This window comes from Paenibacillus sp. GD4 (assembly GCF_030846225.1).
GTDB lineage: Bacteria > Bacillota > Bacilli > Paenibacillales > NBRC-103111 > Paenibacillus_G > Paenibacillus_G silviterrae.
The window spans coordinates 3,519,469-3,545,805 of sequence record NZ_JAVCYK010000001.1 but is presented as its reverse complement, the minus strand read 5'-3'; the positions used below and the strand labels follow the sequence as shown (position 1 = coordinate 3,545,805).

The following is a 26,337-nucleotide window of genomic DNA, read 5'->3' as shown; positions in this document are numbered from 1 at the left end:
TAGACGAATTCGTGACGCGGGTAAAGCTGTTCACAAAATAGTACCGACTCCCTGTCCGCGTTGAATTTGCCCTTTCGTGTCGATTTCGATACAATTGAACAAGCTATGGACGATTATACTTACATAAGGAGTGTTATAGATGAGTGAAGCGGTACAAACGCTGGAGGGCTGGTATTGTCTCCATGATTTTCGCGCGATCGACTGGAATGCCTGGAAGAGCCTGACGAAGCAGGAGCAGCAGCGTGCGGAAGAAGAGCTTTACAGCTTGCTGAAGCAGTATCAAGCGACGGAGGACGAGAAGAAAGGCAGCACTGCTTTCTACTCCATCGTTGGACAGAAGGCGGATTTCGTATTCATGCACCTGCGTGAAACACTGGAGGAGCTGAATGAGCTCGAAACCGAATTCAACAAGACGATTTTTGCCGGGGTAACCGTTCCTACCTACTCTTATGTATCCATCGTGGAGCTTAGCAGCTACATGGCGAAGCCGGGCGTTGACCCTATGGAGGATCCGGACATCCTTGCCCGTCTGAAGCCGGCACTGCCGAAGGCGAAGCATGTATGCTTCTACCCGATGAACAAGAAGCGCGAAGGAAACGACAACTGGTACATGCTGACGATGGAGGAGCGCCGCAATTTCATGCGCAGCCACGGCATGATCGGACGCAACTACGCGGGCAAGATCAAGCAGATCATTACCGGCTCCGTAGGTCTGGATGATTGGGAGTGGGGCGTGACGCTGTTCTCCGAGGATCCGCTGCAATTCAAGAAAATCGTATACGAAATGCGCTTCGATGAAGCGAGCGCGCGCTTCGGCGAGTTCGGCGATTTCTACGTCGGCAACCTCCTGAATCAGGAGAAAATGGCCGCCATGCTGAAGCTGTAAGCAAGCATCAACGACTGTCGTTACCGGCTGTAAAGTGATTTGATCACCTTACAGCCGCTTTTTTTCCTCAACAAGGCTCATTAACGTTATAAAATCACCCTACATCCAACCAAACCCCTCGCTTCGAGCCACAAGGTCACTTGTAACGTGATAAATTCATCTTACTGCTCCGGCTTCCGATAGCATTGTGACTTTAGCGTTAAGAAATCACCTAAAATGGGCAAAAAACCTTACTCCGTGCTATACGCATCGGAGTAAGGTTATTTATTTTAATCCTCATCGTCCTCGTCATCCAGACTGAAGCGAGGGTCCTCTTTGCCTTTCAAATACTCCTCGGTATCCCGGTCCCGTTGACGCGACTTCTCCTTCAGCCGCTCGATCGCGGGAAGAATCAGTGTGTCAATCTCCTTCTGGACCGTATACACAAGATCGTACCGGTTCTGCTCCTCCAGGAAGTGTCCTACGTCCATTAAGGCATTGTAGCGATCGAGCTCGTCCCTTGTCAGTAATCCGCGGACTTGAACGCTGCAGTGACGCACGGCTTAGAACTTTCCTTTCTTCAGAACGAGCGGAATCCCGCCGATGATGTAAAGGTAGCGCAGGTCGATGATTTTCTTCATGATCGCTGCCGTACCGCCCTTGATTTTCTTCGAGCCTACGATACCGATCGCTTCGCCGCGGCCAAGAGAGGCAACTGTACCCTTCGGCTTGTATTCAAATGCCTTCAATGTGGAATTGCGAATCTGCGCCACCAGGTTGTGCGCACAGACGTCAGCTTGCTGCATCGAGATCTGTGCTGTCGGAGGATACGGACGACCCTCAGGATTGAATACGAGCGAGCAATCGCCAAGCACGTACACATTCTCGTGTCCAGGGATGCGGAGCGTTTCATCTACCTTAATACGACCGCGCATCGTTTCGAAGCCGGCTTCCTCCAGCATGTGGTTACCGCGGATACCGCCGGTCCAGATCACGGTCGAGGACTTGATTTCTTCGCCTGTAGCGAGAATTACACCCTCAGGAGTACACTCCTTGATCGCCGTAGCGATTTTGAAGGTAACGCCTTTATTTGCAAGCACGTTCATGGCATACTCAACCAGCTCCGGATCGAAGCCAGGCAGCGCCGTAGGAGCCGCTTCAATGTTATAGATCTTAACGAGGGACGGATCCACGTCGAATTCCTTGCACAGCTCAGGGATGCGGTCAGCCAGCTCGCCGACAAATTCAATACCGGTGAAGCCCGCACCGCCAACCACGAAGGTCAGGTAATCCGTGCGGTTCGGCTCGCGCTTGAATTTGGCGAATTGATATTCAATATGCTCGCGAATGAAGCGAACGCTGTTAATGCTTCGAATATTCATGGCATATTCCTTCAGACCAGGGATGCCGAATGTTTCCGGCTCGCCGCCGAGGCCGATGACGAGATAGTCGTACGACAAGGTCCCCTCTTCGAGAATAACCTTTTTCTCTTGCGGGCGAATTTGAACAACCGTCGATTTCACGAAATCAATTTTAAACTCATCGATCAGCTTCAAAATGTTCACGCGTGCATTTTCAGGATTATCCGTTCCGGCTGCAGGCATATGCAAATGAGTCGTGATATAGTGGTAATCGTGCTTGTTCACCAGCGTTACATCAGCCTCATTATAATTTAATTCTTTCTGCAAACGAATAGCCGTAACGATCCCGCCATATCCTGCTCCCAAAATGACTATTCTAGGAATTCGACTCATGATTTAGATCCCTTCCATCCACGTTTTTTCTGTATTGTATGGTTCTCCAAAACCGATTGTGAAATTTTACACAAGCCACGCCGAAAAATAGTTTTTCCCTATTTTTCACGAAAAGCCCCGAAAATATTAGCAGCCTCATGCACAAATTCGACAAAACAGTTTTAACCAATTCAAAAGAATAATATAATGCCGGGGGACAAATAGCAAGCTTTATTTTGATTAAAAATCAAGGAAATCCCGCACAATAAATGTGGCTTTGCTAAATAAATCCGGTGATATCATTTGGGCCGGTTGCGTATACAATAAGGATAATCCTTCCTTTTTAACAAAAAAAAAAGCCCGGTCTTAGCTGACCTGGGCTTCGCCATTATAATAATCCAAATTGATCTGTCTGCGTTTGATCTCCTCAAGTAAAAGATCTACAAATTCCTGCTCCAGCTTCAAATCAATCGCCTTAAAATAAGAATCAACCAAAATCTCATTACTGATCAGTTTCATAAGCGAAACCCCTTACTCCTTAATGTAAAATTATATTACCATGCCCGGAAAAATAGAACAATCGTTCTGTTATCCACACAAAAATGTGTATATCCTGTGTGTAGTGTGTTGATAAGTGTAGAAATATGCCTGTTTGTGCGGTGGGTAATGTGGACAAAGTTATGCACACTTGTCCACAGGAAAATCCGATAAAAAACTTCGATCAGTCATAGGAGGATATACTTATATATGAATCATTTTATTTTTCAGAGTTTGGCCTCTTTAGGCACAGGTCTCATCGTCGGCGTCATCTTCGCCATGCTTCGCCTTCCCATCCCCGCCCCGCCGGCGATACCCGCCGTCTGCGGCATTTTCGGCATCACGCTCGGGTATCTGCTCTGGCAATTTTGGACGGGACGTTAGGTTCAGCTCAGCAGCTTCGATGCATTGAGGTAGCCGCGCCCCTGAACATTAGCTGGCAAGCCCAGGCTGTCCGTGTGTTCAGCAGCCGCTCCTTCACCTGATCCGGGGTAAGCGCGGGATTCTTTTGCAGCAGCTGGGCAACTATGCCCGCGCAGATCGGCGTCGCCATGGAAGTGCCTGATTCCGTAAAGTAGCTGCTGCCGATGCGGTTGCCTTTATAGGAAGTATCGAGATAGGAGTTCGGAGCTCGGAGGGAAATGATATTAACGCCAGGACATAATAGATCGGGTTTCGCCAGACTGTCTATTGTCGGACCACGGCTGGAGAAAGGTGCGATCTGATCATCGGTTCGACTCGGACTGTTAAGATCATTAACAGCCCCTACCGTAATAACTCGAGGACTGATGCCGGGGCTTGAAATCGTTCCGGGATCCGGTCCTTCGTTGCCGGCCGCAACACAAACCACCATTCCTTGATTCCAAGCGGCCTCTGTAACCCGAACGAGAGGATCGGAAGCGGCCGATTGTGAGGCTGGGGCCCCGAGAGACATCGAGAGCACGTTAATGCCATACCTTGTTCTGTTGTTGATGCACCATTCAATCCCCGCAATTATCGTCGATAACGAACCGGAGCCCCCTCGGTCCAGCACCTTCACCCCGACCACGTCGGCATCGGGAGCCGGTCCCCTATATTGCCCGTTTGAGGAGTAGCCGTCGCCCGCAGCATCGCCGGCGCAATGCGTGCCGTGCCCATTGTCGTCATAAGGGGCCGTCCGATTATTGATGAAATCGCGGAAGGCAACGATTCGATTACGCCTTGCCGTTAAATCGGAATGGGGATAAACCCCCGTATCAATTACCGCGATCGTTATCCCCCGCCCCGTCAATCCGTTCTGCTGCAGCACATCAGCTCGGACGGAGGGGGTCGCTACATTGAGCAGGGCTTTGACCTCCCGGTCAAAATGCACACGTTTGACATGCTTACAGTGTGTCAACATATGCTGTATCGCCTGCACGGACATCCGCGCCGAACAGCTTCCGATGGTTTGATGCTCATGATGGAACTTGCAGCGCTTATGGGAGGTCAGGCAATCCTTTACCTCGGAGAGCCCTTCTATATAAGACTTCTCCCCTTCGTGAAACTCAATGATGACCGGGAAAGCGCGAAAGCGTTTCAACACATTTTCGATCGGCCGATGCAGAAAGCATGGAATCCAGCGCATCGGTTTATATACCGATACCAGCTTGCCGCGAAGCTCACGATCGATCTGGCTCGCCATTTGGCGAACCCATCCAAGTAGCGGAGATTTGACCATCCTACTCACATCCCTCTCTTTTGATGTTTGCCAGACAAGATAGAGTATGATGTTCTTTTGCAATGGGTCGCGGCGGATTCCTTAGAAGAACGGCGCCTATTTTTCCAGAGAAAAGAAATAAGCCGAGCCTCCTGGAAGGAAACTCGGCATTTTATTACGACAATGAAATTACAGAAGGAAAAATAAAAAGGCCAAGCCGGGGAGAGGTTCGGCTTGACCGTCTGAGCGCCACCGTGGGGAAGCGGTGACGACTCGCTACTAAGTAGTATGACCCGATGCGGAACTTCATAAACATGGAAGCGAAAAAATTAATCGACTGGTCTCGGTGACGTGCCTAATGCGGTCGTGCCGGCGTAATCCTCCTCCGGTTTCGTCCGCTTTCTTTTATTGTTTTAGTCCAAGCACTTCTCCTTTTTCAAAATATAATAAAAGTAGAGGAGGTGATAGTCATGGCGATCAAAAAGGTGAAAAAAGTAACTAAAGTATCCCCTAAAAAGCGTACTATTCGCCCTACTCAGGAAAATGAACTTCGGGACGCACTCGATGACTTGAGAGATGCACGGCGGGAAATCCGTAGAGCAGAACGCTCTATCCGGGAAGCTTTACGCGAATTATAATTTAATGCGGTCGACCAATGTGGTCGGCCGCTTATTTATGTATTATCATCTCTCGCGTTTTTTTTAGCGTGGACAAAATAAAATACCTCCTAACGTTTATTCCGAAGAACAATGTCAGGAGGTACATAATCCGCAACCCCAAAACGGTCATTTTAGGGTTGTTATCGTACATCATTCAGGGTGGTTAATCCGCCGTTTTACCGGTACAATCCGCAACCCGCCGAGTCGCTACCGCTTTGGCCTATGCTACAGGTCACCGTCAGCATTTACTGGAAGGGTAAACTGCCCGAGAAACCGCGTCACTCTTAATCCTCGCAAGGCTGCGCCAGCGCCGCGTCCTCTTCCTTCGTACGGAAGCTGGAGCCGCAGCCGCAGGTAGCTACCGCGTTCGGATTGTTGATGGTGAACCCGCCGCCCATGCCGGTGTCCTTGAAGTCGATTTCGACTCCGTACAAGTATTTGGCGCTTTCCTCGTCTACAACCACCTTCAGACCTTTCATTTCGAACGACTTGTCGTCCGCAGCCTGATTGTCGTCGAAGCCCATGCCGTAGGAGAAGCCGCTGCAGCCGCCGGACTTTACGCCTACGCGCAGGAACAGGTTCGGCGTCTCTTCGGCCGCCAGCATTTCTTTGATTTTATCAATAGCCGTATCGCTAATTTTAATCATTCGGATTCCCTCCTTATTGCTTCAAGCAAAATAAAAAAGCATACTGATTAGAGCTTACTCCTTCAGTATACTCCTTCTTGGCATGCTCCTCAAGGGTCGCTGAACCGCTTCGCCTCGAAGCTTACGAATTCTATGTATTTCATAATACCGCAGCAGCAGCTCATCCAATTGTTTACTGCATCTTTGAACATCGGGATGCATCAGCCCGAGCACACTGCCCAGCTCTACCATATGAGCCCGTAACGTCTCGATCTCACAGGACAGCTCCGCATCCTCGTCCATCCAATTCACTACCGGCAACATAAGACACCGCCTTGATTCCATTCTCACAAGAACACAGTATACTAGATTCTGGAATAAAAGAAAATATCATACTTAGACAAAATGTTACAAATTTTAAGCAAAATTCGCGCTTTCCTTTTCCTTCCACGATGGAAATGAATAACATATTGCCGCTCCATCAAAGGAGGTTTATAATAGAGGGTATTGTTCTTAACCTGTTACGCGGCTTAGATCATGATTTTGGGTCATGAAGGCCGATAGGATAACCGTCCGACTAACTGCCGGACAAGTAATGCAGGCTGTACAGCGGGACTCTTTACATAGCTAGGGCTCCCGCACCATTAACGGAGGTGGAGAGTGTGAACATCGCTATAAGCAATCCAGAGAAACGGATGACGGAAATAGCGGAGAAGGTAGAACACGGAGAAAGACTCAGTCTGGAGGACGGGGTCTTTTTGTACGAATCGGACGATTTACTCACGATCGGACAATTAGCGAATAAAGTGAACCTGCGTAAGAACGGGAAAAAGGTATATTTTATTGAAAATATGAGCCTTTATTTCACTAACGTGTGCGAGGCGCACTGCGCGTTCTGTCATTTCCGGCGCGACGAGGGCGAGGAAGGCGCTTATACGCTCACACCGGAGCAGATGTTCGAATATATCGATGAGCATTTCCATCCCGGCATGCGCGAGTTCCATATTACCGGGGGCCACAATCCGAATGTGCCTTTCGATTATTATGTGAATTATGTACGCGCCTTGAAGAAGCGTTACCCGGATGTAACGATAAAAGCACATACTGCGGCGGAGATTGAGTTTTTTTCGAGGATAAGCGGGTTAAGCTATAAAGAGGTACTGCAAACGTTAGTCGATGCGGGACTCAGCACCCTGACCGGCGGCGGTGCCGAGATCCTATCGGAACGATACCGCCAGAAGATGGGTGTCGGCAAAGCGACAACCGATCAATGGCTTGAAGTGCAGCGCGTAGCGCACAGCATTGGACTGAAGACGCATGCGACGATGCTGTACGGCTCCATCGAAACTTTGGAGGAGCGCATTCAGCACATGATCTATCTGCGGGAAATTCAGGATGATACGAACGGCTTCCTCGTGTTTATTCCGAATGCCGTGCAGCCGGCCAGCGTGAGTGCAGGCATTAAGCGCCGGGTTGCCGCGTTCGACGATCTGAAGACGATCGCGATCAGCCGTCTGATGCTGGATAACATTCCGCATATCAAGGCCTACTTCATCAACCTTGGAACGCAGCTGGCTCAGCTGGCCTTCACCTTCGGCGCATCCGATGCGCACGGTACGATCATTAAGGAACGCATCTCGCATGCTGCGGGCGCATTGTCTCCTGAGGGACTGACCCGCGACGAGCTGGTGTGGCTGATCAAGGGAGCAGGTCGCATTCCTGTGGAACGCGATACCTTCTATAACGAGATTAAGGTTTACTAAAATACAGTCTGCAAGACCATAGAAAGGGTTTGTGTAAGGTATGAAGAAACTAGTGATACTCGGCGGAGGATACGGAGGTCTTACGATCGCCACAACGCTGCTGGGCATGGATCTGCCTTCGGATACGGTCATGATTATGGTGGATCGGATGCCCTTCCAGGGGTTAAAAACGGAATACTACGCACTAGCCGCGGGTACGGTGTCGGATAAGGATATCCGCACGCCGTTCCCGGTCGATCCGCGCCTGATACTGAAGTACGGCGAGGTTACGGCTGTGGATTTGGAGCAGAAGCTCATTCGCTTCGAGAACGATGATCCGCTTTCGTACGATTGGCTCGTATTGGGGCTTGGCTGCGTGGACCGTTACCACAACATTCAGGGAGCGGAGGAATTCTCTCATAGCATCCAATCTCTCTCCTCTACGCGTAAAACCTACCAGGCCGTCAATGACTGCAAGCCGTTCGGTCAAGTAACGATTGTCGGCGGAGGCTTAAGCGGTGTAGAGATGGCGGCGGAGCTTCGGGAAAGCCGGCCGGATCTGAACATCCGAATTCTTGACCGGGGCGCCAGCATCTTGTCTCCATTCCCGGATAGGCTGAAGGCATATGTCCGCGAATGGATGCTGGAGCACGATATCGAGCTAAGATCCCACATATCACTATCTCGCTTAGAGGGCGGGATGCTGTACAATCAGCAGGAAATCATTCATACCGATGTCACGGTTTGGACCGCCGGCATTCAGCCTAGCCCTATCGTGCAGAACTTGAACCTTTCGAAGGATAATCAAGGACGACTGACCATCGACCAATACCACCGACTTCCGGACTATCCTGAAGTCTTCGTCGTAGGCGACTGCGCGGCGCTGCCGTTCTCTCCGAGCGGCCAGGCGGCCGAAGCCCAAGGCAAGCAAATTGCCGAGGTACTGAGAGCTACTTGGAAAAACGAAAACCCCCGGCTTGGAAGAATCAAGCTCAAAGGGGTTCTCGGGTCGCTTGGCAAAAAGGCCGGCTTCGGCCTGATGGGCAAGCGGACGGTGATGCTGGGTATGGTGCCCCGCGCGATCAAGAGCGGCGTCCTATGGATGTCCAAGCATCACCTGGGTTAATCGCCTAAGAGATCGAGCATGTCCTCGATCTCTTTTATTTTGTCCTCAATCGCTTGTTCCAGTTCTTCCGCCGTGGAGGCGGCAACGATCTCCCCGTTCACCAAGGCAAAGGGCAGGATGTAACACTCCCCGCAATTGCCCAGGCAGCCGTATTCGATTACATCCAGGTCAGGCCGCTGCTCCAGCTGCTTCATGAGCTTCTCGGTCCCGTGATGCATATTGTTCGTACAAAATTCAATAATCGGTCTCATGAATGGACTCCCCTTTAGCGGACCATTTTATTTTTCTCCACGTTGTAATATAATAAGCATATGAAGGGAGATGAATCAAATGAGCGACAACGTACAACAAAGCACCATGTATGATGAAGTGCTTGAGGTTCTAGATAAGCTTCGTCCTTTCCTGCAGCGTGACGGCGGTGACGTAGAGCTGGTGGACGTCGAGGATGGCATCGTGAAGCTTCGTCTGGTAGGCGCATGCGGAAGCTGCCCAAGCTCGACGATTACACTGAAGGCCGGTATCGAGCGTGCCTTGCTGGAGGAAGTTGAAGGCGTGCAAGAGGTTGTTCAAGTATTCTAATATACCTGCATGCGAAGAGAGACCCTGAAACTTGATTTCAGGGTCTTTTGGTCATTCCGTTCCCGGTGATCGAGCGAATGGGATCAAGGCCGCCTGATACATCCATAATGTTCCCCGTTATGAAATCCGAATGATTCTCGCACAGGAAGGCGATGACTCGGGCTACATCCTCTCCCGTCCCCGGCCGGCCGCGCGGCGCTTCATCATCGGGGACGTCCTCTACGTCACTAATGGCCATTTCCTTGTATGCCCCCCGGATATCCCCGGGGCAGATCATATTGACCGTGATGCCGTTAGAAGCTTCCTCAACGGCCAGCGTCTTCGTGAAGGAGACAAGCCCTACCTTCGCCGCGGCATACACCGCTCGATGCGGCCACCCTCGGGCCTCCGCCGCGTGACCGAAGCCGAAGTGGAGTATACGTCCCCACCGGTTCTGTCTCATGTAAGGCAGGACTAGATGGTCAAGATGAATGACTCCGGTCAGGTTTCCATTCAGAAGGTAATTGATTTCTTCACGATCGTAGTCGCTGAAAAGCCGGCGCTCGCGAATAAAGGGGCCAGCGTTATTTACCAAAATATCAATGGCGCCGAATTCGCGGATGGCTTGCAGTACAAGCTCCTGCATCTCCTCCATCCGGCTTACATCCCCGCGGTAGGCGCTGCAGCGAACGCCCTTCTGCCGAATTTGCTCCTCCAGCTCCAGCGCTTCCCGCTCACTGTGTACATAGTTCAAGATGATGTCGCAGCCTTGGTCTGCAAGCTGGAGGGCCGTTCGTTTCCCCAGCCCTTTGGCACTGCCCGTGATCAAGGCTACCTTCCGTTCCCGAGCCATGCTCCTACCTCCCGAAAATTTCCATATGAGTTCCTTCTCAAAGTATAGTGGAACGCCGGGAGCAGTTCAACCCTTCCGTTTGCTGGCATGGGAAGCGGCATACCTGAAAACGGTAGCTGCAGCCCGAAAGGTCATATCGATGCCCTGCTCCAGATCACGGAGATTTTCGCGAATATCTTCAATCTGCAGTCTTGCCCTTTGTCCGTACTTCAGCTCCGCCACCTTCATCAGATCGTCGTACAGATCCGCGTTAATCGAATGAATCTCCAGATTCCGCTGATTTCGTAAGCGCTCTACAGGAGTCTTGTATTGAACCTTGAGGTCGAAGAGCTTCTGCTCCAGGTCCGTGTATTTCTTGTTTTGATGCATATTGCGCAGCACCGTAAAGTACGAGAAACGCGCCTTGATCCGCTCCGTTTGCAGTCCCCAGTGCTCATTCATGAAATTGCCGAGCTTATCGAGCAAGGCGAAGAGACGGATCAGTGCATTTTTATAAAAGTATAAATGGAGATGGTACGCATCTCTTTCCTCCAATGTCATCTCATCCAAGTAGAGCTTCATAACCCTCTTGCTATATTGCTGCGCAGCATACTCGCTTTGCTCGAGCTCGTCCAGCGCACGAAGGAAGCCCTCCGACAAAATGGCGAATCTCCGTTCTGCCATCGTACGCTTCTCGGGAGGAATCTGCGTAAGCTTATGAATAAACGATCGGATGGCCTCATTGGCCTCCTTAAGGTAGCCTTCGTCCTGACGACGGGGCTCGCCGAAGATGGATCTTAGCATCCGTGCCGGTTCCCCCTTTACTTATTGGGATACGTTTCTAGTCGTACCCGTTATATCCGCCGCTCCAGCTGCCGGTGACGGATCCGCCTTCTGCTTCATCAGCTGCATGCGGTCCTTCTGCACGAGATACATGGCTGCAAGCACGCCTGCTCCGCCGAGATATTGATTCATGGATAAGCTTTCGTTCAAAATCACATATCCTGCCGCAGCGGCCGTTAGCGGGAGCAAATAGCCGTACACCGAGGACTTGAACGGTCCCAGCTTGGACAAGCTCCAATTGTGGACGGAGAAGCCAGCGATGGTGGCAAGCAGGGCCGTGTAGCCTAGAATAAGCCAGCCTTGCGAGCTGCGCTCAAGCAAATAAGCCATATCGGCCCGCAGAAGCAGGAACGGCAGCAGGGCAAGCGCCCCTGCCGTCATTTCGAGCGAAACCAGCAGTGTAAGCGGGTATTTGCCTACGAGACGATTCATGCCGATCAGGTAAAATGCCCCCAGGAAGCTCCGCGCCAGCAGCAGCGCGTCCCCCTTCAGCGTCTCCGGACCAAGGTGAAAGCCGTGCGGCCCTCCGGCTACAATCACAATGACGCTGATGAAAGCCAACGGGATGCCGACAAGGACGCGCCAAGTGAGGCGGATATCCTTTAGAATCACAGCAATAACAGCCGTGATGACAGGCATGAAGCCGCGTCCGAGGACAGCGCCGTTAGCCGAATTACTGAACTGCAGCGCATATTGCAGGAGCGCTTCCATGCCAAGTGCGGATACGGACCCAAGCACGGCGATCAGTGCCAGATCCTTACCAGGTAAACGCCAGTTCAGCTCTTGACGGTGCTTTCGGTAGTAAACGTAAGTATACGCCCATAAAAAAGGAATAATACTCAAATACCGAAGCCCATTAAATACCAGAGGATCCCATTCCTGGCCGCCAAGCTTCATGGCGGAAATATTGATTCCCCATAGAATATAAACTAGTACGAATCCGGCGTGAGGCAGAAATTTGCGGCTCCACGATTCATTCATGGTCGTTTTCCCCGTTTCCCTCTAGGTGAACAGAAGGCTTACGACAGCTAGGGAGCTGCGTAAGCCTGATTGACGGACTCCGACGGCTGCAGAGTCAATATCGCTAGATAGCTTAAAATACCATACAAGCAGGAAATCAATACCGTGTGCGTGAGGCTGGCAAGCAAGTACCAGTCGTAGCCCATGGAAAGCGTAACGAAAGCTCCGCTAAAAATCTGCAGGACTACGAAAATAACCGCGTACCTCGCTGCAGCAACCGCTGCGCTTCCGGCTGGGGCTTGTGCCTTTATCACGAAGTATAAACCCGCGATGAGCAGCCCAAGAACGGCAGCTGCAACCCTATGAGTAAACATGATGCCGGTTGCCCCGGACAGGTCCGGTATCACTTCCCCATTGCACAGAGGCCATCCGATACAGCCCCCGGAGGATTCGGTGTGATGAACGTAAGCGCCCAAATATACAACACCGTAGGTATAGATCATGATCACCCAAACCATAAGCTTCGCTGCTGGGGAAAGCACGGTTCCTTCTCGATGCAGGAGAGCTTCTCCCCATTTCGTATAGACGAGATACAAAAGTAAGGTAAAGGCAAAGGCCAATAGCGAGAAGCCAAAATGCAGGGCAAGCGCCGGAGCATTTTGCGGCCATACGACCGTCATCGCCCCAAGAATCGCTTGCAACACGGTGAAGAACATGGCGCCTCCGACAAACCATTTGGCATCTTTTCTTTGACTATAAATCAGCACCAGTATGGTTGTTGCAAGCAAAACCAAACCCACAATCCCCACGACAAAGCGATGGCTGTACTCAATCATCGATTCGATTGTATAGGCAGGTATGAATTTCCCGTGACACAGCGGCCAATCGTCACCACAACCCCGGCCCGATTCCGTTTTGGTTACAAGGGCACCCATGACCAGAATCAGGAACATGCCGAGCATGCTGGCAAGCGACAACCGACGAAGCCATGTTTCTATTTTCATTTGATTTGACTCACCCGTTCGTTTAAAAATCGTTTGCCGTAGACAAGACTACGATCCAATCTTCATTATATCGGTTCTGCCAAGGTAAATCCATGTCGAAATGTTACAAACCGATGAAAGCAGGAAAGCCGCCAAGTCCGGGCCTATCTTACGGGACTGGCGGCTTTCTTTCAGCCGGGGGGGGGGTAGATTTACTTATTCAGGCTGCCTGCAACCTCTACGGCCCGATCCAGGAATTGCTCGATTTCTTCGCGGCTCTTGCGCAGCTTGCTGACGAAACGGATCAGTTCTTGACCATCCCGAAATGCAATAAAGCTTGGAATACCGAGAATGTTCAGCTCCGAGCAGAGGTCCGGCAGGTCGTCTCTGTCAATTTCGATGAAATTGAGCTTATCCTGATACGATTGCTCCACCTCAGGCATGAACGGCTCAATGAAATGGCAATCCTTGCACCAGGTCGTTTTAAACACGGCAATCGTAGGCTTAGTACCTCCTACTGCTTCTCTAAAGCGCGCTTCCGTTGTTACCTTCTCCATGATGGCTGCACCGTCCTAACGAATAGTAAGTTCAAATCTATAACCAACTTATAGCATTTCCCTCATGTAGTGTCAATTCATGCGACGGGATACTGGGCATCTGTACCAGTTTACAATTTTTCCTAAAAGTGATATCATATAAATATCAAAAAAATATTAAATTGAATTCAAATAAGGAGCTGATTCCATGAAAGAAAAAAAAGCCTGGGTCATCAACGGATTTTTGGGACTACTCTTCATTTTGCTGGTAGCGGCGTTCGGCTTATTCGCTATCGCGTCTTCCGATAGTAACGGCGGCCGCGCAGCAGGCGTTGTACTCATAGCGGCAGCTGCCCTGCTCTCCTCCTCCATCACGGCACTGCAGCCGAATCAAGCCGTTGTCGTGACCTTCTTCGGGAGCTATGTCGGTACCATTCGCGAGAGCGGCTTATGGCTCACGATTCCCCTCGCGGTCCGCAAGAAGATCTCTCTTCGCGTTCGAAATTTCAACAGCGTGAAGCTGAAGGTTAACGATGTGCTTGGCAACCCGATTGAAATTGCGGCAGTTGTCGTGTTTCGTGTCGTAGACTCGGCTAAGGCCACCTTCGACGTAGATAATTATGAGCAATTCGTGGAGATTCAAAGTGAAACCGCGCTTCGCCATGTAGCGAGCAAATATCCTTATGATGTTTTCGACGAGGACGGCAAATCTTTGCGGGGCAATGCGGATGAGGTAGCGCTGGAGCTGGCCCGCGAGCTTCAGGATCGACTGTCGGTAGCCGGGGTGGAGGTTATGGAGGCGCGCCTGACGCATCTGGCCTATTCTACCGAGATTGCCAGCGCTATGCTGCAGCGCCAGCAGGCTACGGCGATTCTTGCCGCGCGGCAGAAGATCGTGGAAGGCGCTGTCGGTATGGTTCAGCTTGCCATCGAGCAGCTGCAGCGGGACGGCGTAGTCGAGCTGGATGAGGAACGGAAAGCGGCCATGATCAACAATCTGCTTGTCTCGATCGTCTCGGATCGATCCGCCAGCCCGGTCATCAATACAGGAAGCCTTTACTAGGGCCGAGAGCGGGCACCTGTTATGGCCAGTAAAAAGAGCTTTCCTCTCCGGCTTGATCCGAAGCTGTATGAGATACTCGAGCGGTGGGCTGCAGATGAATTCCGAAGCGTGAACGGGCACATCGAATACCTGCTTCGGGATGCGGCGGCCCGGGCGAATCGTCTTCCCGGGCCTCGCCCCTCCTCTAAGGAGGAGCCCTCTTCCGAATAAAAAAGCCTAACCCTTTTCGATCCGGCGGAATCGAGAAGGGTCAGGCTTTTTTTACCTGTTACGGCACATACTAAGAGGCAATACTCCTCATCCTTGCATAAGGTAAAGATACAGTATCCATAGTCGATAGCCTAGCGGAAGGGGGTGCCTTGTGTATCGCTGGAACGGATGGGATCTACTGCACAAGCTTGGAGATATGCCTAAAGAAGCAGTGGAGTGGCTGAAAGGCAAAAAAAATACGATCCTTCTGGAGAATCAACTGCTGGGTGCCGCACATCGGATTCGAATAAAACCGTCCGCGCTGGAAGCAGCCAAACGCCGGCTAGGATGGAAGCACGGATTCGGCGGCAATATTACGGGTAAAGAATCGGCGGCCTCCCTTTCCTCTTCGGAGAAAGCTCTGGTGGAGCGGATTCGCCGGGATACGCATGCTAATAACCGGAATAACGTGACGCGTACCGCCTCCTATTTGCGTCTCTACAGAGAACAGCCGGAGCTTCATTGGGCGTTTTTGGCCCATATGGTTTCCCGCAACGGCGGCTGGTGCATGACCGATCTAAAGGGCGAGCTGCTGCCTTATTTATTGAATGCCGAGCAGCGTGAGCACGTATTTTTATTCCTGGAGCGTGCCAACGCGTTGATCTTCCAAGACGCTTACCCCCAGCTGCTGCTCTATCAAGCCAGCCGCCGGGCCGGGCGCCCTCTCTTCCATCTCCTCCCGAGCTTTCATGTCTCCGCCTTCATGCGGCCGATATGGGAAGTCTTCTGGGAGTATGGAGATTCCGCACTGGTAACCGTCGGATTGGTCATTAACGAGCAGCACTATATTGAAGAGCGTGTGGTGCAGCACCCTTTTTTTCGGGAAAAGGTGCTTGATACCTTCTTCTTCACCACGCAATCGGTGCTGCAGCTAAACCAGGTCGTGTTCCCCTATGGAGAAACCGAAGGGCAAAGGCTTCGCGTTGCCGGGCTCGTCCTTGAGGACTTCAATCTGCTGAAAGAGCGAATTGAAGTAGGCAAAAAGCTGTATGCCATCCTCTTTGGCATCCCCGTCGTATTCGAAGGGGCGCGACGATTCGCCTTCGGCAAGCGGCATAGCGGTTCTCGCGCTGATTATTGGCCTCATCTGTATGCGGCGGTGCGCCATCAAGCTCCGGTTCCGAGCGGTCAATTAAAGGAACGACTGGAGGGCGGAGAGCTGCGGCCGGGAGCCGATCCATTATATAGTCCGTATCTGACCTCCGCCTGGAAGGATCGGGAGTTGGCTCCTATCGAGCGAGGCGACTGGTTCAAAAGCTTAGACGTATTGAACTATGTTACGGATATCGACGCCCCCTTCTCTTTCGAAATGACGCATGAGCACAGCTTCGGATTGAATAAGGTCGAGTTGGCCGTCCTTGCCGGGGATTTACTGACGAAGCCTTAGAACCTTTGGATTGATTCCATGGCAAGGTTGATGTAAGATGAAGCTATCAGCATAAATACAACCCGTATGTGACTGGCGGAACGTGGATGACCACGAGGAAGCATAGGGGCAGCAGTAACGCCGTACGCCTGGGCAGAGGTAAGGAGACATGTTCTCCTTGCCTCTTTTTGTTTTTCAATAACATGACGAAGGGTGTGTACCGGAAATGAAAAAAACGCTGATTTTGGATGGAGCCTGCGTGGCTCAGTCCGTTAAGGAGAAGCTGGCTCAGCGTATCCAGAGCTTAGCCTTGCAAGGCATTACCCCTTGTTTAGCCACGATTCTTGTTGGCGATGACCCTGCCTCCGAGACTTATGTCAAGATGAAGGGGAATGCGTGCCGTCGTCTGGGAATCCATTCAAGAAGAATACACCTTGATAGAAGCATCACAACAAATGAATTGATTACAATCATTAACGAGCTTAATCATGACGATCAGGTGCATGGCATTCTTTTGCAGCATCCGGTGCCGCATCATTTGGATGAGCGGGCGGCTTTTGAAGCGATTGCCATTGAAAAAGATGTGGACGGCGTTACGATGGCCGGGTTTGCCCGGAGCGCGTTTGGCTTGGCTGGCTTCCCCTGCTGCACGCCCGCGGCCATGATGGAGATCATGGACTACTATAAGCTGCCTATGGAAGGGAAGCATGCCGTTGTGATAGGCCGCAGTCCCATTCTAGGCAAGCCGGCTTCGTTGATGCTGCTTAACCGGAATGCAACGGTAACCGTATGCCACTCCAAAACGAAGGACCTCGACCGGATCGTGCAGCTGGCGGATATTGTCGTTGCTGCGGTCGGCAAGCCTCGCTTTGTGCAAGGCTCTTGGATCAAGGAAGGTGCTGTCGTGCTGGATGCAGGCTATAATCCAGGGAATATCGGGGATGTCGATTACGAGGCCTGCTTAAAGAAAGCTAGTGCCATCACTCCCGTCCCGGCCGGTGTCGGTCCGGTAACCATTGCTATGCTGCTTAAGCACACCGTTGAAGCAGCGGAGAAGCGCTTGGAGCTTGTGAAATAATGCTGTTGAACAAAAAACCAGGAACCTTGAGGATTTCTGGTTTTTTTTCTTATTTAACAAATTTTTCTTCCCTGTTAGGCTGAAGACAAACTGTGGCCTCATATACATAATCCTAATTCATTAGGTTGGAGGTGCACGTCCACAATGACAACTACGTTTGTTTCCCGATCATTGGACGAAACACGTTTTTGGTCTCGAATTATGAAAGAGCATTCATTATTCCTTAGACTCGGTTTCAGGTGTGAGGACACGCAGCTCATTCATGAAGCCAATCATTTTTATAACTTATTTGAAAGTATCGAGAATCGCTCCCACTCTTACACACCGGCAACCGATCCTGATACCATCCGGCAATTCAATGTTGAAGTGTATAACGCCGCTTCCTACATCTGGGCATTTAAGCGAAGGGTACTCGGGTTAATTTTGCAGTGCAAGTTACCCGGACAAAATAATTTCCCATTATTAGTTGATCACGTAAGCAGAGAAGCGAATTATTTCCGCACACGGTTAGCTGAATTAAATGCCGGCAGGCTTGATCCTCTACCTGATGCCATCATTAATGAAAATGTATTCTTTCTGAGAATTATGGCAGACCACGCAAAATTCATCGGTCATTTGCTTGACCCTTCGGAACGCCGCTTAGTGGAACAAGCGCGAAATTTTAGCGATGAGTTTGACCAGCTATTGTTCCAAGCCAGGGACCTGGATTCCATGCGTCCTCAGTCGCAAACGGTTCCTTTACTGGATCAATTTTTGGATCAAAATCGCGTGTCCGTACAATCACTTCGTGATTTTAAGAAAACCGCACGTGAACTTATCGAAGCTTGTAAAATAAAAAGCATGATTCACCCTTTATTAGCAGACCATGTCTTCCGGGAAGCAGAGAGATTCTTGGTTATCATCGACATGTTTGAATGCTCCCTTACCGGCGCTCCTATGCCTAGCATGCCAATTGGCGATTGAAGTGTAAATAAGAAAAAACAGCTTATGCACAAACGTACGTAAGCTGTTTTTGTCGTTTAACTCACTTCGTTTCCAGTATTCCCGCGATACATATGGGTGTGCGGATTCATTCCATTTACCGTCGTATATCCTTCGAAGTGATGATAATGCCCTCCGCCCGGGAGCGGGATCGATGGACCTGTCGTTCCGCGAATGATGTGGGTATGCCCTTGATCAATCGATGTCTCAGCATAGTATCCATGGACATGCTGCACTCCGCTTGAAGCAGGCGCTGTCATTGCCGAATATTGATGACTGTGTCCCGCATCGTATGAGGTAATTCCTGAAAAAGGATGTGCGTGAACGACAGGTCTTCCATCCCAGGATGTGATGAACAGCTGGTGCGAATGATGCGGATCAGACTCTCCGGAATCAAAAATAAACCCCGTAATCGGTATGACCATACATTTCATCCTTTCACTGTAAAATAAACACTGATACAGTGTATGAGTATTGTGGAATCCTTGTATGGGCTTCTTTGAAAATCTAACAATTTCAGGTAACCCTTTACAATTTAGGCGAATATCCTGAGGGTGTAGAGGAGGGATAGGCAAGTGTATAATCCAATATACCTTGATCAAAGCCAGGGAATGCACCCTATGGCTAACGATGTAAAAACCGTTTGTCAAAAATACATGAAATATCATGTTATTGCCCAAACCGCAAACGGATCACAGTTTGATGCAATTATCGACGACATCGATGCGGACGGAGTTACCATGTTAGTTCCTGAAGAGCTTGAGGCACACCGTGAAGATGAGCAGGAGGACCGACAATTCGGCTTTGGCGGAAATAGATTCCGCCGGTATCATCGACGCCGTTTTCCATTCCAAACGTTTGTGTTTCCATTTTTCGTACCTTACCCATATTATTCCCCGTACTATTTTTATCCACCGTACCCAACCTATCCGGCTTATCCTTGGTTTGGCTAGGGCCGGTAAAAATCCAAACAAAAACAAAATCCATCCCTTTCAAAAAAGGATGGATTTTTGTCTTTCTATAACAATTACACGAATGTTCTAGACACGATGAGCTTTACCCCTCTTGTTTCAGCTTGGTGCCACCGAGCCGGTTGAGGATCGGTCGGGCCAGCCTGCGAATCGGGCCCGGCATTTGCTGAATGTCATCCGCAGTAACGGTTTTGGTCAATAGCAGCAGTACCGGATACGCCGCGCTGGTGATGCCGACGATCAGAATCGCTTGCAGCATATCGTCCCAACGGGGGCTTCCCAGAGGATGAACGTAGGCTCGAGCGAACAGGTCGAGCCCAATCCCAAGGAGAATAACGGCTGCCGTAGCCATCGTCAGCGTTGCCCAGCGGCGCTTGCCCAGCACACGGAATTTGATCTCTTGTCGAAGCACCAGCAAGTTCAGCACCGTCATCACGACAAAGCAAAGCATGGTCGCCCCGATAATTCCGTAGATGCCGAACCACGGTGCAAGCACATAGCTGAATGCCAGCTTCGCACCTATACCCGCAACAACTCCCAGAACAAGCGATCGCATGCGGCCAAGGCCCATGAGCACGGCACCGGAGGTTTGCATGATGATCTGGAACATCGCGCTGGCTGTCAATGCAATAATGATAGGTGCCGCATACTGTTCCACCCATACGGAGCCGGTCGGGTTGCCGAAGATGAAGCCGTTAATCGGACGTGCAGCCAAACAAATGACTAGCACGGCAGGAAGTCCAGTAAGGATGGATAGGCGGAGCACCTTGCCGGCTTGATCGGCTACCCCCTTCAGATCCTTCTGGGAGTAAGCCGAGGAGATAATCGGAACCACCGACTGGCTAAGCGCAACAGCAAGAATGATTGGAATCCCGGCTAACGATTGCGCACGGCCTCCCAGGATACCAAGGATCTCCCGCGCCCCATCTTCTCCTGCCGAGTCCTTCAACAACAAGGTTACAATCGAGGAGTCGATGGTATAAATGAGCGTTACCGTCATCGAGAAAATGACAATCGGTACCGATAGCTTAAAAAGCTGCGCATAAATGGTTTTGTACGGAAGCTGGGCGTCCGCCCCAACCGTTGTTTGTGACCTAACCTCTGTCTCGGAGCGATCCTTCTTCCGCAGCCGCATCCCGTAATATAACATCACGGCAAAAGCTGCGATGCTGCCGATGACCCCTCCGAAGGAGGCTCCGGCTACCGCAAAATCCAAACCGACGCCAAGCAGCAGCAGCGCAAGTCCCACCGAAGTAACCACACGGAAAATTTGCTCGATAATCTGCGAGATGCCGTTCGGCATCATCATTTGCCTGCCTTGAAAGTAGCCGCGCATAATGGCAATCAGCGGAAATAGGAGCAGTGCCGGAGCAATGGCCCGAATCGGCAGAACTGCCTGCGGGTTTAGAATCATGTCGGCGTAGTAAGGCGCGGCTCCATATAGGATGACCGTCATGACAACCCCAGCACCCGCCGCGAACCATAATGCGGCCTTGTATATCCTGTCTGCTTCTTCCGTTCGTCCGAGCGCTGTCCGTTCGGAGATCATTTTACTTAACGCGCTCGGAATCCCGGCCGTAGCGACAACGAGCAGCATCGAGTAGAGGTTAAAGGCGATGGCATACGAGGCCATCCCGATCTCGCCAAGCAAGTACACCAGCGGAATCCGCTGGACTACGCCAAGCGCCCTGGCTACAAGAGCAGCCAGGGTAAGGATTAACGTACCTTTGACTAAGGAATCCTTGGACATTGTTACTAAACCACCTTAATAATTGATCACCCAAATGATAAACAGAACGATCATCAGCAGCTGCAGAATCACTTTGACCACGAGGCCCGAGAAGAAACCGACCAGCGCTCCGACCCCCGCCTTCATCGCCTGGCGCAGCTCCGTGCCGACCAGAAGCTCGCCTATCACGGCCCCAAGGAAAGGACCGATCAGAAGACCGGCCACAGGTATGACAAACGGACCGACCAGAAGACCGATCGTACTGCCGATCACGGAAGCCTTGGTGCCTCCGAATTTTTTGACGCCAAGAGCACTGACCAAGTAATCGGCAATCATCAGCACGGCTACAATCGTCGTCTGAATCAGCCAAAACCATAGCCCGAACGGCTCAAAGCCAATCATAAAGCCATAGACGAAGAAAGCGGCATATATCGCCAGCGCCCCGGGCAATACCGGATAGACGGCACCGGCCATGCCGACAACAAACAATAAGATAATGATAACCCAAGCGGCAATGATCATTATGCGGAAGCCTCCTCGTCTAGATCAATGCATACTTTCGGATGATGTGGGCGACCCCATGCTCTTCGTTCGTCAATGTAACGACATCAGCGAGCGCCTTCACCTCATCCTGAGCATTGCCCATCGCCACACCAAGTCCCGCTTCACGGATCATGGCAACATCGTTCAAGCTGTCGCCCATAGCGATGACCTCGGACATTTGCAGGCCAAGCAGCTCACACACCTTGCGGATCCCGCTTGCCTTGTGAATGCCCTTGGGGTTCAGCTCCAAATTGTTCGGATGGGAATTGCTAAGCTCCAGTGTGCCCCACGATAACAGCTCTTCACGAATCGCCGCCAAGCTGCTGTTATTGTCAGTATAATACCCGAACTTCAACCACTGTAATGCGTCGAGCTCCTGCGGCTCCGCCCAACGGTCTTTATTATAGATGTCCCCTACGGAATAGGCCCAATACCAGGTATCGTGCTGCAGCGCCAGCTCGTGAAGCCGTGTTACTTGATCCGTAGTTAACGTGTGGCGCTCCACCAGCATTCCGGGCTTCCGGTATACCTCGCCCCCGTTGACGACCACCAGGGGAGATTCGGTCATGTGAAGCTCCTCGACATAAGGAAGCACATTCTGCACTCCTCGTCCGGTCGAGAAAATGACCGTGATGCCTGCATCCCGCGCCGCTCTCAGCGCCGCTTTATTTTCCTCGGATACCTTCTTGTCCTCGGTCAGCAGCGTACCGTCCATATCGAGGGCAATCAGCTTATATCGGCTCATCGTCCGTCCACTCCCCTTCTACAATGCCTGCGCCATTGAGCGGTTCGGCACTTCCTCCAAATACGTTTGGTGCCAAAGCGCGAACATGTAGATCGTCCAAATGCGCCTAGCGTAGTCGCCTTCGCCTTTTTGGTGCTTGGCTAACATCCGCTGTACGGAATCCATCCGAATGTAATCCTCGATGCCGCTTCCTTCGATCTGCTCGAGAATCGACTTGCCCTGAGGCCCCTTGATCCAATCGCGCATCGGCACCGGGAAGCCCAGCTTCGGCCGGTTCAGGATGAAATCAGGAATGATCCCTTCCATCGCCTTACGGAAAATGTACTTCGTCGTCCCCTCCGCCAGCCTATATTTTGCAGGAATGCGGCGAGTCAGCTCATAAAGCTCCACATCCAGGAAAGGAACGCGCAGCTCCAACGAGTGCGCCATCGTCATTTTGTCGGCCTTCATCAGAATATCTCCCGGGAGCCACAAGTTCATATCGATATACTGCATCCGGGACACCGGATCGAGATGCTTCGACTTATCGTAGAAGGCTTTGGCTACTTGAACCGGATTCTTGTAGCTGCGAAGCATCTCCGCATCCATCCTCACCACTTCGGCCTTCATATCCTCCGTGAAGATCTTGGCATTGCCGAGAAAGCGTTCCTCAAGCGGCGTAGTTCCGCGAAGGACGTAATTGCGTCCGTACGTTCCTTCCGGGAGCATGCGGGCTAAGGCGTGAAGCAGTCTCTTGACCCCATACGGCAGCCTCTCTACGGATCGAAGCGACAACGGCTCGCGATAAATGCGATACCCGCCGAACAGCTCGTCGGCGCCCTCTCCCGATAATACGACCGTAACGTGCTCGCGTGCCAGCTGCGCCACATGATATAGCGCGATAGCGGACGGATCGGCCACCGGCTCATCCTGGTGCCATACCGCCTTCGGCAGCGTATCGAAATAATCCTTTTGCGATATGATTTTGTCGTAATGCTCCGTGTCCAAGGCGGCGGCCGTTTGGCGGGCGATCACCGTCTCGTTATTGGCGCCCTCGAAGCCTACCGAGAACGTTCGGATCGGCTCAATGGATCGCATTTGCGCTGCAATTGCGGTGGAGTCGATCCCGCTGGAGAGGAAGCAGCCCCGCTCCACATCGCTTTGCATGTGATGCACTACAGAGTCCTTAAGCGTCTCCCGAATTTGCTCTACATAGTATTCGAACGGACGCTCCTCCGGCTCAAGCATCGGATCCCAATAGCGGCGGATCTGCATGTCACCTTCGTAGCTAACGGTAATGGAATGCCCCGGCGGGAGCTTATGGATCCCCTGGAACATCGTCGTCGGCTCCGGCACGTACTGGAACGTCAAGTAATTGAGCAGGCTCTCCGTGTGAATGCTCCGTTCCACACCCTCCGCCGCCAGAATGCTCTTGATTTCCGATCCGAACAGGAACCGGCTGCGATCCTTAAAGTAATAGAACGGCTTTATGCCAAAATGGTCCCGTGCCCCGAACAAACGCTTCTTATTGCGGTCCCAGATCACAAACCCGAACATGCCGCGCAGCTGCTTTACGCACTCTTCCCCGTACTCCTCGTACAGGTGAACGATAACCTCGGTATCCGAGTGGGTTTTGAACTGATGGCCTTTGGCCTGAAGCTGGTTGCGCAAATATTTGTAATTGTAGATCTCTCCGTTAAAAGCGATCCACACCGTTTCATCCTCGTTGGCGAGCGGCTGATGCCCCTCCTTCAGGTCGATGATGGAGAGCCGGCGAAACCCGAGTCCGATGCGATTCTCGCTCCAAAACCCAAAGTCATCCGGTCCCCGGTGAACGATACAGTCCGTCATTCTCTTCAATAAGGACTGCTCAGGTTCTCTATCTTCAAAATACATGGCGCCGGTGATGCCGCACATAACAACGTCCTCCTTCATCTCTGACCAAAGCCATTCGTCCTTGGAACGCGATTCAATTCAACTAGTATACCATATTCGTGAGCTAGAATCATTTTAGGAAGCTAAAGTATCAGGACATGTCACATTTTCTGAGTAGACAGCCCTTGCGTGATCAGATTATGATTTGAGAAGTTGGATCTATCGGTTGTCACTCAAGAAGGGAGTGTTCCTTAATGAAAAAAGGCTTAACTCGCGCCGGACTCGGTCAGGTCGGCTCACTCGCAAACTTCGTTTCTCTAGCTGCAAGCTACGGATTCGAGGCTATCGATACCAGCGGCAAAGAGCTGGAGGACTGGATCGTTGAAGCAGGCAGGGAAGGCGTCCAATCCTTCCTTGCGGAGCAGAAAGTACAGATCGGGTCCATCGGCCTCTCGGTGGAATGGCGCCAGTCGGAGGAGCGGTTCCGCGAGGGTTTGCCTCGCCTTGCCAAGGATGCGGAAGCTGCGGCTCAGCTCGGTGTCACTCGCTGCTGCACCTACGTCCTGCCCTCCACCGACTATCCCGCCGCCCACTTCATGGCGCTGGCTACCCGCCGCCTGCGTACCGTAGCGGAGGTCCTCGGAGCCTACGGCATCCGTTTCGGCCTGGAATTCGTCGGCCCTCATCATCTGCGTACACGCTGGGCCAATCCGTTTCTCTGGGACATTCCGAGCACACTCGATTGGATCGACGCGATCGGGCGGAGCAATGTCGGATTGTTATTCGACGCGTATCATTGGTACACGACGGAAGCCGGCTACGAGGATATCTTGAAGCTGCGCGCGGATCAAATCGTGCACGTTCACATCAACGACGCGAAGGAAGTTCCTGTCGCCGAGGCGCTGGACAATGACCGGGTCTACCCGGGAGAAGGCGTGATCGATCTGGCGGCCTTCCTGAAGGGGCTGCACGCGATCGGTTACCAAGGCGTTGTCTCCCAGGAAATTTTGACACCGCAGCCCCCGACGGCTCCGGTGGAGGAGCTTCTCGCCCGTTCACAGCAAGGCTTCGCGAAAGTATTCCGCGCAGCGGGACTCGAATAAAGCATGCAGGGCTGGCCCCGTCTCAGCGGGCTCAGCCTTCTTTTTGCTGCAGCATTTCGATCAGCTTACGAGTGGCCAGAGACAACGGGCTCCCCTTAACCACGGCAATCCCAACCTTCCGTGAAGGAATGGTCTCCGTGGTCTTCACCTCGTACAGACTCCCCTCCTCCAACTGCACTTCAATAAACTCGCGCGAAAGAAACGAAACGCCTAGTCCTCTCCTGGCAAATTCGATCAGCAACTCGACGCTTCCTACCTCAATCTCGGGCTCGAGCCGCAATCCGTGCTTTTTGGCTATCGATTCTACAAAATCTCTTGTACGGCTGTTGCCCGACAGCACGATTAACGGCTGCTCCAGAACCTCCCGAAGCGTAACCACGCCATCTGCAAGTCTCCGATAACGCTCGCCGACAACGAAGCAGTCGTGAATCTCCGCAAGCTCAATCACATCGAACCATTCCTCACTTACCGGAAAATGCACAATGCCGCAATCGATTCGTCCCTCTCTCAGCCATCCGACTATGTCCGGCGTCTTCCCATGCGTAAGATGGATGTTGACCTCCGGGTATGCCTGATGAAAGCTCTCCAGGTAAGGCAGCAGAAAATATTTGCACAGCGTATCGCTTGAGCCGATCCGTACTTCTCCACGGTGCAGCTGCTTGAACTGCTCGATCGCCTTTTCCCCCATCAGAATCGATTCCATGCCTTCTGCTACATATCGGTACAGCACGCCTCCCTCGGCGGTTAAGGCTACCCCCTTCGCATTACGAGTAAAAAGAGCCATCCCAAGCTGCTCCTCCAGCTGCTTTACGGCATAGCTGACGCTCGGCTGCGTTATGAATAACTGGTCGGCTGCTTTGGATAGGCTTCCTGTCCGGGCAACGGTATAGAACGTTTTATACAACTCCAGATTCACCGCAAATATATAGATCACCTCTATATGTGATATCGATAATATTGATTTTATTTATAGGATA

The 26,337-nt window shown here is 51.6% G+C and carries 31 protein-coding genes and 1 riboswitch; of the genes, 13 read left to right on the top strand and 18 right to left on the bottom strand.

The genetic code is table 11. From position 1 onward, the window contains the following. Positions 1-139: 139 nt before the first annotated feature. Complete coding sequence (gene hemQ, locus RAC89_RS17200; protein ID WP_306614933.1) at positions 140-886, top strand: hydrogen peroxide-dependent heme synthase; 747 nt, start codon at positions 140-142, stop codon at positions 884-886. Positions 887-1,155: 269 nt separating this feature from the next. Here the strand turns inward: hemQ and RAC89_RS17195 are convergent, their stop codons facing one another. The 3 genes from RAC89_RS17195 to sda form a co-directional block, all read right to left on the bottom strand. After that, positions 1,156-1,425, bottom strand: a complete 270-nt coding sequence (locus RAC89_RS17195; RefSeq protein WP_284644673.1) for a hypothetical protein — start codon at positions 1,423-1,425, stop codon at positions 1,156-1,158. A 3-nt stretch (positions 1,426-1,428) separates the two neighbouring features. After that, positions 1,429-2,619: an NAD(P)/FAD-dependent oxidoreductase gene (locus RAC89_RS17190; protein WP_284644672.1), complete on the bottom strand. Its 1,191-nt coding sequence runs from the start codon at positions 2,617-2,619 to the stop codon at positions 1,429-1,431. Positions 2,620-2,964: 345 nt separating this feature from the next. Then, on the bottom strand, positions 2,965-3,117 hold the full coding sequence (sda, locus tag RAC89_RS17185) for a sporulation histidine kinase inhibitor Sda (protein ID WP_284644671.1): 153 nt from the start codon (positions 3,115-3,117) through the stop codon (positions 2,965-2,967). 228 nt (positions 3,118-3,345) lie between these two features. Here sda and RAC89_RS17180 point away from each other — a divergent pair, with 228 nt between their 5' ends. Further along, positions 3,346-3,519, top strand: a complete 174-nt coding sequence (locus RAC89_RS17180) for a DUF1427 family protein (protein ID WP_348651716.1) — start codon at positions 3,346-3,348, stop codon at positions 3,517-3,519. Positions 3,520-3,526: 7 nt separating this feature from the next. Here the strand turns inward: RAC89_RS17180 and RAC89_RS17175 are convergent, their stop codons facing one another. Then, a complete protein-coding gene (locus RAC89_RS17175; RefSeq protein WP_306614932.1) occupies positions 3,527-4,834 on the bottom strand; it encodes a S8 family peptidase in 1,308 nt (435 codons plus the stop codon). A 449-nt stretch (positions 4,835-5,283) separates the two neighbouring features. Between RAC89_RS17175 and RAC89_RS17170 the strand changes: the two genes are divergently transcribed. Next, positions 5,284-5,451: a hypothetical protein gene (locus tag RAC89_RS17170; protein ID WP_306614930.1), complete on the top strand. Its 168-nt coding sequence runs from the start codon at positions 5,284-5,286 to the stop codon at positions 5,449-5,451. Between the two features lie 305 nt (positions 5,452-5,756). Here the strand turns inward: RAC89_RS17170 and erpA are convergent, their stop codons facing one another. Both erpA and RAC89_RS17160 read right to left on the bottom strand, forming a co-directional pair. Beyond that, the gene (gene erpA, locus RAC89_RS17165) at positions 5,757-6,119 is read right to left on the bottom strand and encodes an iron-sulfur cluster insertion protein ErpA (protein ID WP_306614928.1); all 363 of its coding nucleotides are present in this window, start codon (positions 6,117-6,119) and stop codon (positions 5,757-5,759) included. Positions 6,120-6,173: 54 nt separating this feature from the next. Continuing rightward, positions 6,174-6,422 carry an aspartyl-phosphate phosphatase Spo0E family protein gene (locus RAC89_RS17160; protein ID WP_284644668.1) on the bottom strand — a complete coding sequence of 83 codons (249 nt, stop codon included), beginning with the start codon at positions 6,420-6,422 and terminating at the stop codon, positions 6,174-6,176. A 371-nt stretch (positions 6,423-6,793) separates the two neighbouring features. On the opposite strand from RAC89_RS17160, the gene mqnE reads away from it, so the two are divergent. Together mqnE and RAC89_RS17150 are read left to right on the top strand one after the other, a co-directional pair. Then, complete coding sequence (mqnE, locus tag RAC89_RS17155) at positions 6,794-7,861, top strand: aminofutalosine synthase MqnE (protein ID WP_372516732.1); 1,068 nt, start codon at positions 6,794-6,796, stop codon at positions 7,859-7,861. Between the two features lie 40 nt (positions 7,862-7,901). Further along, positions 7,902-8,966, top strand: coding sequence for an NAD(P)/FAD-dependent oxidoreductase (locus RAC89_RS17150; protein WP_306614926.1), 1,065 nt, complete (start codon positions 7,902-7,904; stop codon positions 8,964-8,966). Here RAC89_RS17150 and RAC89_RS17145 read toward each other — a convergent pair. Continuing rightward, positions 8,963-9,217: a YuzB family protein gene (locus tag RAC89_RS17145; protein WP_306614925.1), complete on the bottom strand. Its 255-nt coding sequence runs from the start codon at positions 9,215-9,217 to the stop codon at positions 8,963-8,965. The two genes, RAC89_RS17150 and RAC89_RS17145, sit on opposite strands and share 4 nt — an antisense overlap. A 79-nt stretch (positions 9,218-9,296) precedes the next feature. Between RAC89_RS17145 and RAC89_RS17140 the strand changes: the two genes are divergently transcribed. After that, the gene (locus RAC89_RS17140; RefSeq protein ID WP_284644664.1) at positions 9,297-9,545 is read left to right on the top strand and encodes a NifU family protein; all 249 of its coding nucleotides are present in this window, start codon (positions 9,297-9,299) and stop codon (positions 9,543-9,545) included. Between the two features lie 37 nt (positions 9,546-9,582). Here the strand turns inward: RAC89_RS17140 and RAC89_RS17135 are convergent, their stop codons facing one another. The 5 genes from RAC89_RS17135 to RAC89_RS17115 all read right to left on the bottom strand — a co-directional run bounded on the left by RAC89_RS17135 (position 9,583) and on the right by RAC89_RS17115 (position 13,699). Then, entirely contained in the window at positions 9,583-10,377 is a 795-nt protein-coding gene (locus tag RAC89_RS17135; protein WP_306614923.1) for an SDR family oxidoreductase, read from the bottom strand. Positions 10,378-10,443: 66 nt separating this feature from the next. After that, positions 10,444-11,160, bottom strand: a complete 717-nt coding sequence (locus RAC89_RS17130) for a Cthe_2314 family HEPN domain-containing protein (RefSeq protein WP_306614922.1) — start codon at positions 11,158-11,160, stop codon at positions 10,444-10,446. A 21-nt stretch (positions 11,161-11,181) separates the two neighbouring features. Beyond that, positions 11,182-12,180: a DMT family transporter gene (locus RAC89_RS17125; protein ID WP_306614921.1), complete on the bottom strand. Its 999-nt coding sequence runs from the start codon at positions 12,178-12,180 to the stop codon at positions 11,182-11,184. 47 nt (positions 12,181-12,227) lie between these two features. Next, positions 12,228-13,163 carry a COX15/CtaA family protein gene (locus RAC89_RS17120; RefSeq protein WP_306614919.1) on the bottom strand — a complete coding sequence of 312 codons (936 nt, stop codon included), beginning with the start codon at positions 13,161-13,163 and terminating at the stop codon, positions 12,228-12,230. A gap of 191 nt (positions 13,164-13,354) precedes the next feature. Beyond that, entirely contained in the window at positions 13,355-13,699 is a 345-nt protein-coding gene (locus RAC89_RS17115; RefSeq protein ID WP_306614918.1) for a thioredoxin family protein, read from the bottom strand. A 187-nt stretch (positions 13,700-13,886) separates the two neighbouring features. Between RAC89_RS17115 and RAC89_RS17110 the strand changes: the two genes are divergently transcribed. From RAC89_RS17110 to RAC89_RS17090, 5 genes are all read left to right on the top strand, one after another. Beyond that, complete coding sequence (locus RAC89_RS17110; RefSeq protein WP_306614917.1) at positions 13,887-14,741, top strand: SPFH domain-containing protein; 855 nt, start codon at positions 13,887-13,889, stop codon at positions 14,739-14,741. A 21-nt stretch (positions 14,742-14,762) separates the two neighbouring features. After that, positions 14,763-14,951 (top strand): type II toxin-antitoxin system antitoxin, encoded by a 189-nt coding sequence (locus RAC89_RS17105; protein ID WP_284644657.1) that lies wholly within the window; start codon positions 14,763-14,765, stop codon positions 14,949-14,951. Between the two features lie 151 nt (positions 14,952-15,102). After that, positions 15,103-16,377, top strand: coding sequence for a DUF2515 domain-containing protein (locus tag RAC89_RS17100; protein WP_306614916.1), 1,275 nt, complete (start codon positions 15,103-15,105; stop codon positions 16,375-16,377). 58 nt (positions 16,378-16,435) lie between these two features. Then, positions 16,436-16,518, top strand: a riboswitch (ZMP/ZTP riboswitch). A 64-nt stretch (positions 16,519-16,582) separates the two neighbouring features. Then, the gene (locus tag RAC89_RS17095; RefSeq protein ID WP_306614915.1) at positions 16,583-17,434 is read left to right on the top strand and encodes a bifunctional 5,10-methylenetetrahydrofolate dehydrogenase/5,10-methenyltetrahydrofolate cyclohydrolase; all 852 of its coding nucleotides are present in this window, start codon (positions 16,583-16,585) and stop codon (positions 17,432-17,434) included. Positions 17,435-17,578: 144 nt separating this feature from the next. Further along, the gene (locus RAC89_RS17090; protein ID WP_306614914.1) at positions 17,579-18,397 is read left to right on the top strand and encodes a DUF2935 domain-containing protein; all 819 of its coding nucleotides are present in this window, start codon (positions 17,579-17,581) and stop codon (positions 18,395-18,397) included. Between the two features lie 56 nt (positions 18,398-18,453). Here RAC89_RS17090 and RAC89_RS17085 read toward each other — a convergent pair whose 3' ends face one another. Next, positions 18,454-18,840 (bottom strand): YmaF family protein, encoded by a 387-nt coding sequence (locus RAC89_RS17085; protein WP_306614913.1) that lies wholly within the window; start codon positions 18,838-18,840, stop codon positions 18,454-18,456. Positions 18,841-18,990: 150 nt separating this feature from the next. Here RAC89_RS17085 and RAC89_RS17080 point away from each other — a divergent pair, with 150 nt between their 5' ends. Further along, positions 18,991-19,368, top strand: coding sequence for a hypothetical protein (locus RAC89_RS17080; protein ID WP_306614911.1), 378 nt, complete (start codon positions 18,991-18,993; stop codon positions 19,366-19,368). Between the two features lie 103 nt (positions 19,369-19,471). On the opposite strand, the gene RAC89_RS17075 is transcribed toward RAC89_RS17080, so the two are convergent. The 4 genes from RAC89_RS17075 to asnB are packed head-to-tail and all read right to left on the bottom strand — an operon-like array spanning position 19,472 to position 24,299. Beyond that, entirely contained in the window at positions 19,472-21,136 is a 1,665-nt protein-coding gene (locus RAC89_RS17075; protein ID WP_306614910.1) for a putative polysaccharide biosynthesis protein, read from the bottom strand. Positions 21,137-21,151: 15 nt separating this feature from the next. Then, positions 21,152-21,637, bottom strand: coding sequence for a DUF456 domain-containing protein (locus tag RAC89_RS17070; protein ID WP_306614908.1), 486 nt, complete (start codon positions 21,635-21,637; stop codon positions 21,152-21,154). 19 nt (positions 21,638-21,656) lie between these two features. After that, positions 21,657-22,403, bottom strand: coding sequence for a Cof-type HAD-IIB family hydrolase (locus RAC89_RS17065; protein WP_306614907.1), 747 nt, complete (start codon positions 22,401-22,403; stop codon positions 21,657-21,659). Positions 22,404-22,421: 18 nt separating this feature from the next. Next, positions 22,422-24,299 (bottom strand): asparagine synthase (glutamine-hydrolyzing), encoded by a 1,878-nt coding sequence (gene asnB, locus RAC89_RS17060; RefSeq protein WP_306614906.1) that lies wholly within the window; start codon positions 24,297-24,299, stop codon positions 22,422-22,424. 212 nt (positions 24,300-24,511) lie between these two features. Here asnB and RAC89_RS17055 point away from each other — a divergent pair, with 212 nt between their 5' ends. Further along, the gene (locus RAC89_RS17055; RefSeq protein WP_306614905.1) at positions 24,512-25,360 is read left to right on the top strand and encodes a sugar phosphate isomerase/epimerase family protein; all 849 of its coding nucleotides are present in this window, start codon (positions 24,512-24,514) and stop codon (positions 25,358-25,360) included. A 31-nt stretch (positions 25,361-25,391) separates the two neighbouring features. Here the strand turns inward: RAC89_RS17055 and RAC89_RS17050 are convergent, their stop codons facing one another. Then, complete coding sequence (locus tag RAC89_RS17050) at positions 25,392-26,276, bottom strand: LysR family transcriptional regulator (protein WP_306614904.1); 885 nt, start codon at positions 26,274-26,276, stop codon at positions 25,392-25,394. Positions 26,277-26,337: the final 61 nt, after the last annotated feature.

What these genes read in the sequence shown, in the direction of transcription:
- hemQ (WP_306614933.1), top strand. Translation starts at nt 140, where the DNA reads ATGAGTGAAGCGGTACAAACGCTGGAGGGCTGGTATTGTCTCCATGAT.
- RAC89_RS17180 (WP_348651716.1), top strand. Translation starts at nt 3,346, where the DNA reads ATGAATCATTTTATTTTTCAGAGTTTGGCCTCTTTAGGCACAGGTCTC.
- erpA (WP_306614928.1), bottom strand. Translation starts at nt 6,119, where the DNA reads ATGATTAAAATTAGCGATACGGCTATTGATAAAATCAAAGAAATGCTG.
- RAC89_RS17115 (WP_306614918.1), bottom strand. Translation starts at nt 13,699, where the DNA reads ATGGAGAAGGTAACAACGGAAGCGCGCTTTAGAGAAGCAGTAGGAGGT.
- RAC89_RS17190 (WP_284644672.1), bottom strand. Translation starts at nt 2,619, where the DNA reads ATGAGTCGAATTCCTAGAATAGTCATTTTGGGAGCAGGATATGGCGGG.
- mqnE (WP_372516732.1), top strand. Translation starts at nt 6,794, where the DNA reads ATGACGGAAATAGCGGAGAAGGTAGAACACGGAGAAAGACTCAGTCTG.
- RAC89_RS17170 (WP_306614930.1), top strand. Translation starts at nt 5,284, where the DNA reads ATGGCGATCAAAAAGGTGAAAAAAGTAACTAAAGTATCCCCTAAAAAG.
- RAC89_RS17075 (WP_306614910.1), bottom strand. Translation starts at nt 21,136, where the DNA reads ATGTCCAAGGATTCCTTAGTCAAAGGTACGTTAATCCTTACCCTGGCT.
- RAC89_RS17105 (WP_284644657.1), top strand. Translation starts at nt 14,763, where the DNA reads ATGGCCAGTAAAAAGAGCTTTCCTCTCCGGCTTGATCCGAAGCTGTAT.
- RAC89_RS17175 (WP_306614932.1), bottom strand. Translation starts at nt 4,834, where the DNA reads ATGGTCAAATCTCCGCTACTTGGATGGGTTCGCCAAATGGCGAGCCAG.
- RAC89_RS17055 (WP_306614905.1), top strand. Translation starts at nt 24,512, where the DNA reads ATGAAAAAAGGCTTAACTCGCGCCGGACTCGGTCAGGTCGGCTCACTC.
- RAC89_RS17130 (WP_306614922.1), bottom strand. Translation starts at nt 11,160, where the DNA reads ATGCTAAGATCCATCTTCGGCGAGCCCCGTCGTCAGGACGAAGGCTAC.
- RAC89_RS17145 (WP_306614925.1), bottom strand. Translation starts at nt 9,217, where the DNA reads ATGAGACCGATTATTGAATTTTGTACGAACAATATGCATCACGGGACC.
- asnB (WP_306614906.1), bottom strand. Translation starts at nt 24,299, where the DNA reads ATGTGCGGCATCACCGGCGCCATGTATTTTGAAGATAGAGAACCTGAG.
- RAC89_RS17125 (WP_306614921.1), bottom strand. Translation starts at nt 12,180, where the DNA reads ATGAATGAATCGTGGAGCCGCAAATTTCTGCCTCACGCCGGATTCGTA.
- RAC89_RS17120 (WP_306614919.1), bottom strand. Translation starts at nt 13,163, where the DNA reads ATGAAAATAGAAACATGGCTTCGTCGGTTGTCGCTTGCCAGCATGCTC.
- RAC89_RS17065 (WP_306614907.1), bottom strand. Translation starts at nt 22,403, where the DNA reads ATGAGCCGATATAAGCTGATTGCCCTCGATATGGACGGTACGCTGCTG.
- RAC89_RS17160 (WP_284644668.1), bottom strand. Translation starts at nt 6,422, where the DNA reads ATGTTGCCGGTAGTGAATTGGATGGACGAGGATGCGGAGCTGTCCTGT.
- RAC89_RS17110 (WP_306614917.1), top strand. Translation starts at nt 13,887, where the DNA reads ATGAAAGAAAAAAAAGCCTGGGTCATCAACGGATTTTTGGGACTACTC.
- RAC89_RS17150 (WP_306614926.1), top strand. Translation starts at nt 7,902, where the DNA reads ATGAAGAAACTAGTGATACTCGGCGGAGGATACGGAGGTCTTACGATC.
- RAC89_RS17140 (WP_284644664.1), top strand. Translation starts at nt 9,297, where the DNA reads ATGAGCGACAACGTACAACAAAGCACCATGTATGATGAAGTGCTTGAG.
- RAC89_RS17095 (WP_306614915.1), top strand. Translation starts at nt 16,583, where the DNA reads ATGAAAAAAACGCTGATTTTGGATGGAGCCTGCGTGGCTCAGTCCGTT.
- RAC89_RS17085 (WP_306614913.1), bottom strand. Translation starts at nt 18,840, where the DNA reads ATGGTCATACCGATTACGGGGTTTATTTTTGATTCCGGAGAGTCTGAT.
- RAC89_RS17135 (WP_306614923.1), bottom strand. Translation starts at nt 10,377, where the DNA reads ATGGCTCGGGAACGGAAGGTAGCCTTGATCACGGGCAGTGCCAAAGGG.
- RAC89_RS17070 (WP_306614908.1), bottom strand. Translation starts at nt 21,637, where the DNA reads ATGATCATTGCCGCTTGGGTTATCATTATCTTATTGTTTGTTGTCGGC.
- RAC89_RS17090 (WP_306614914.1), top strand. Translation starts at nt 17,579, where the DNA reads ATGACAACTACGTTTGTTTCCCGATCATTGGACGAAACACGTTTTTGG.
- sda (WP_284644671.1), bottom strand. Translation starts at nt 3,117, where the DNA reads ATGAAACTGATCAGTAATGAGATTTTGGTTGATTCTTATTTTAAGGCG.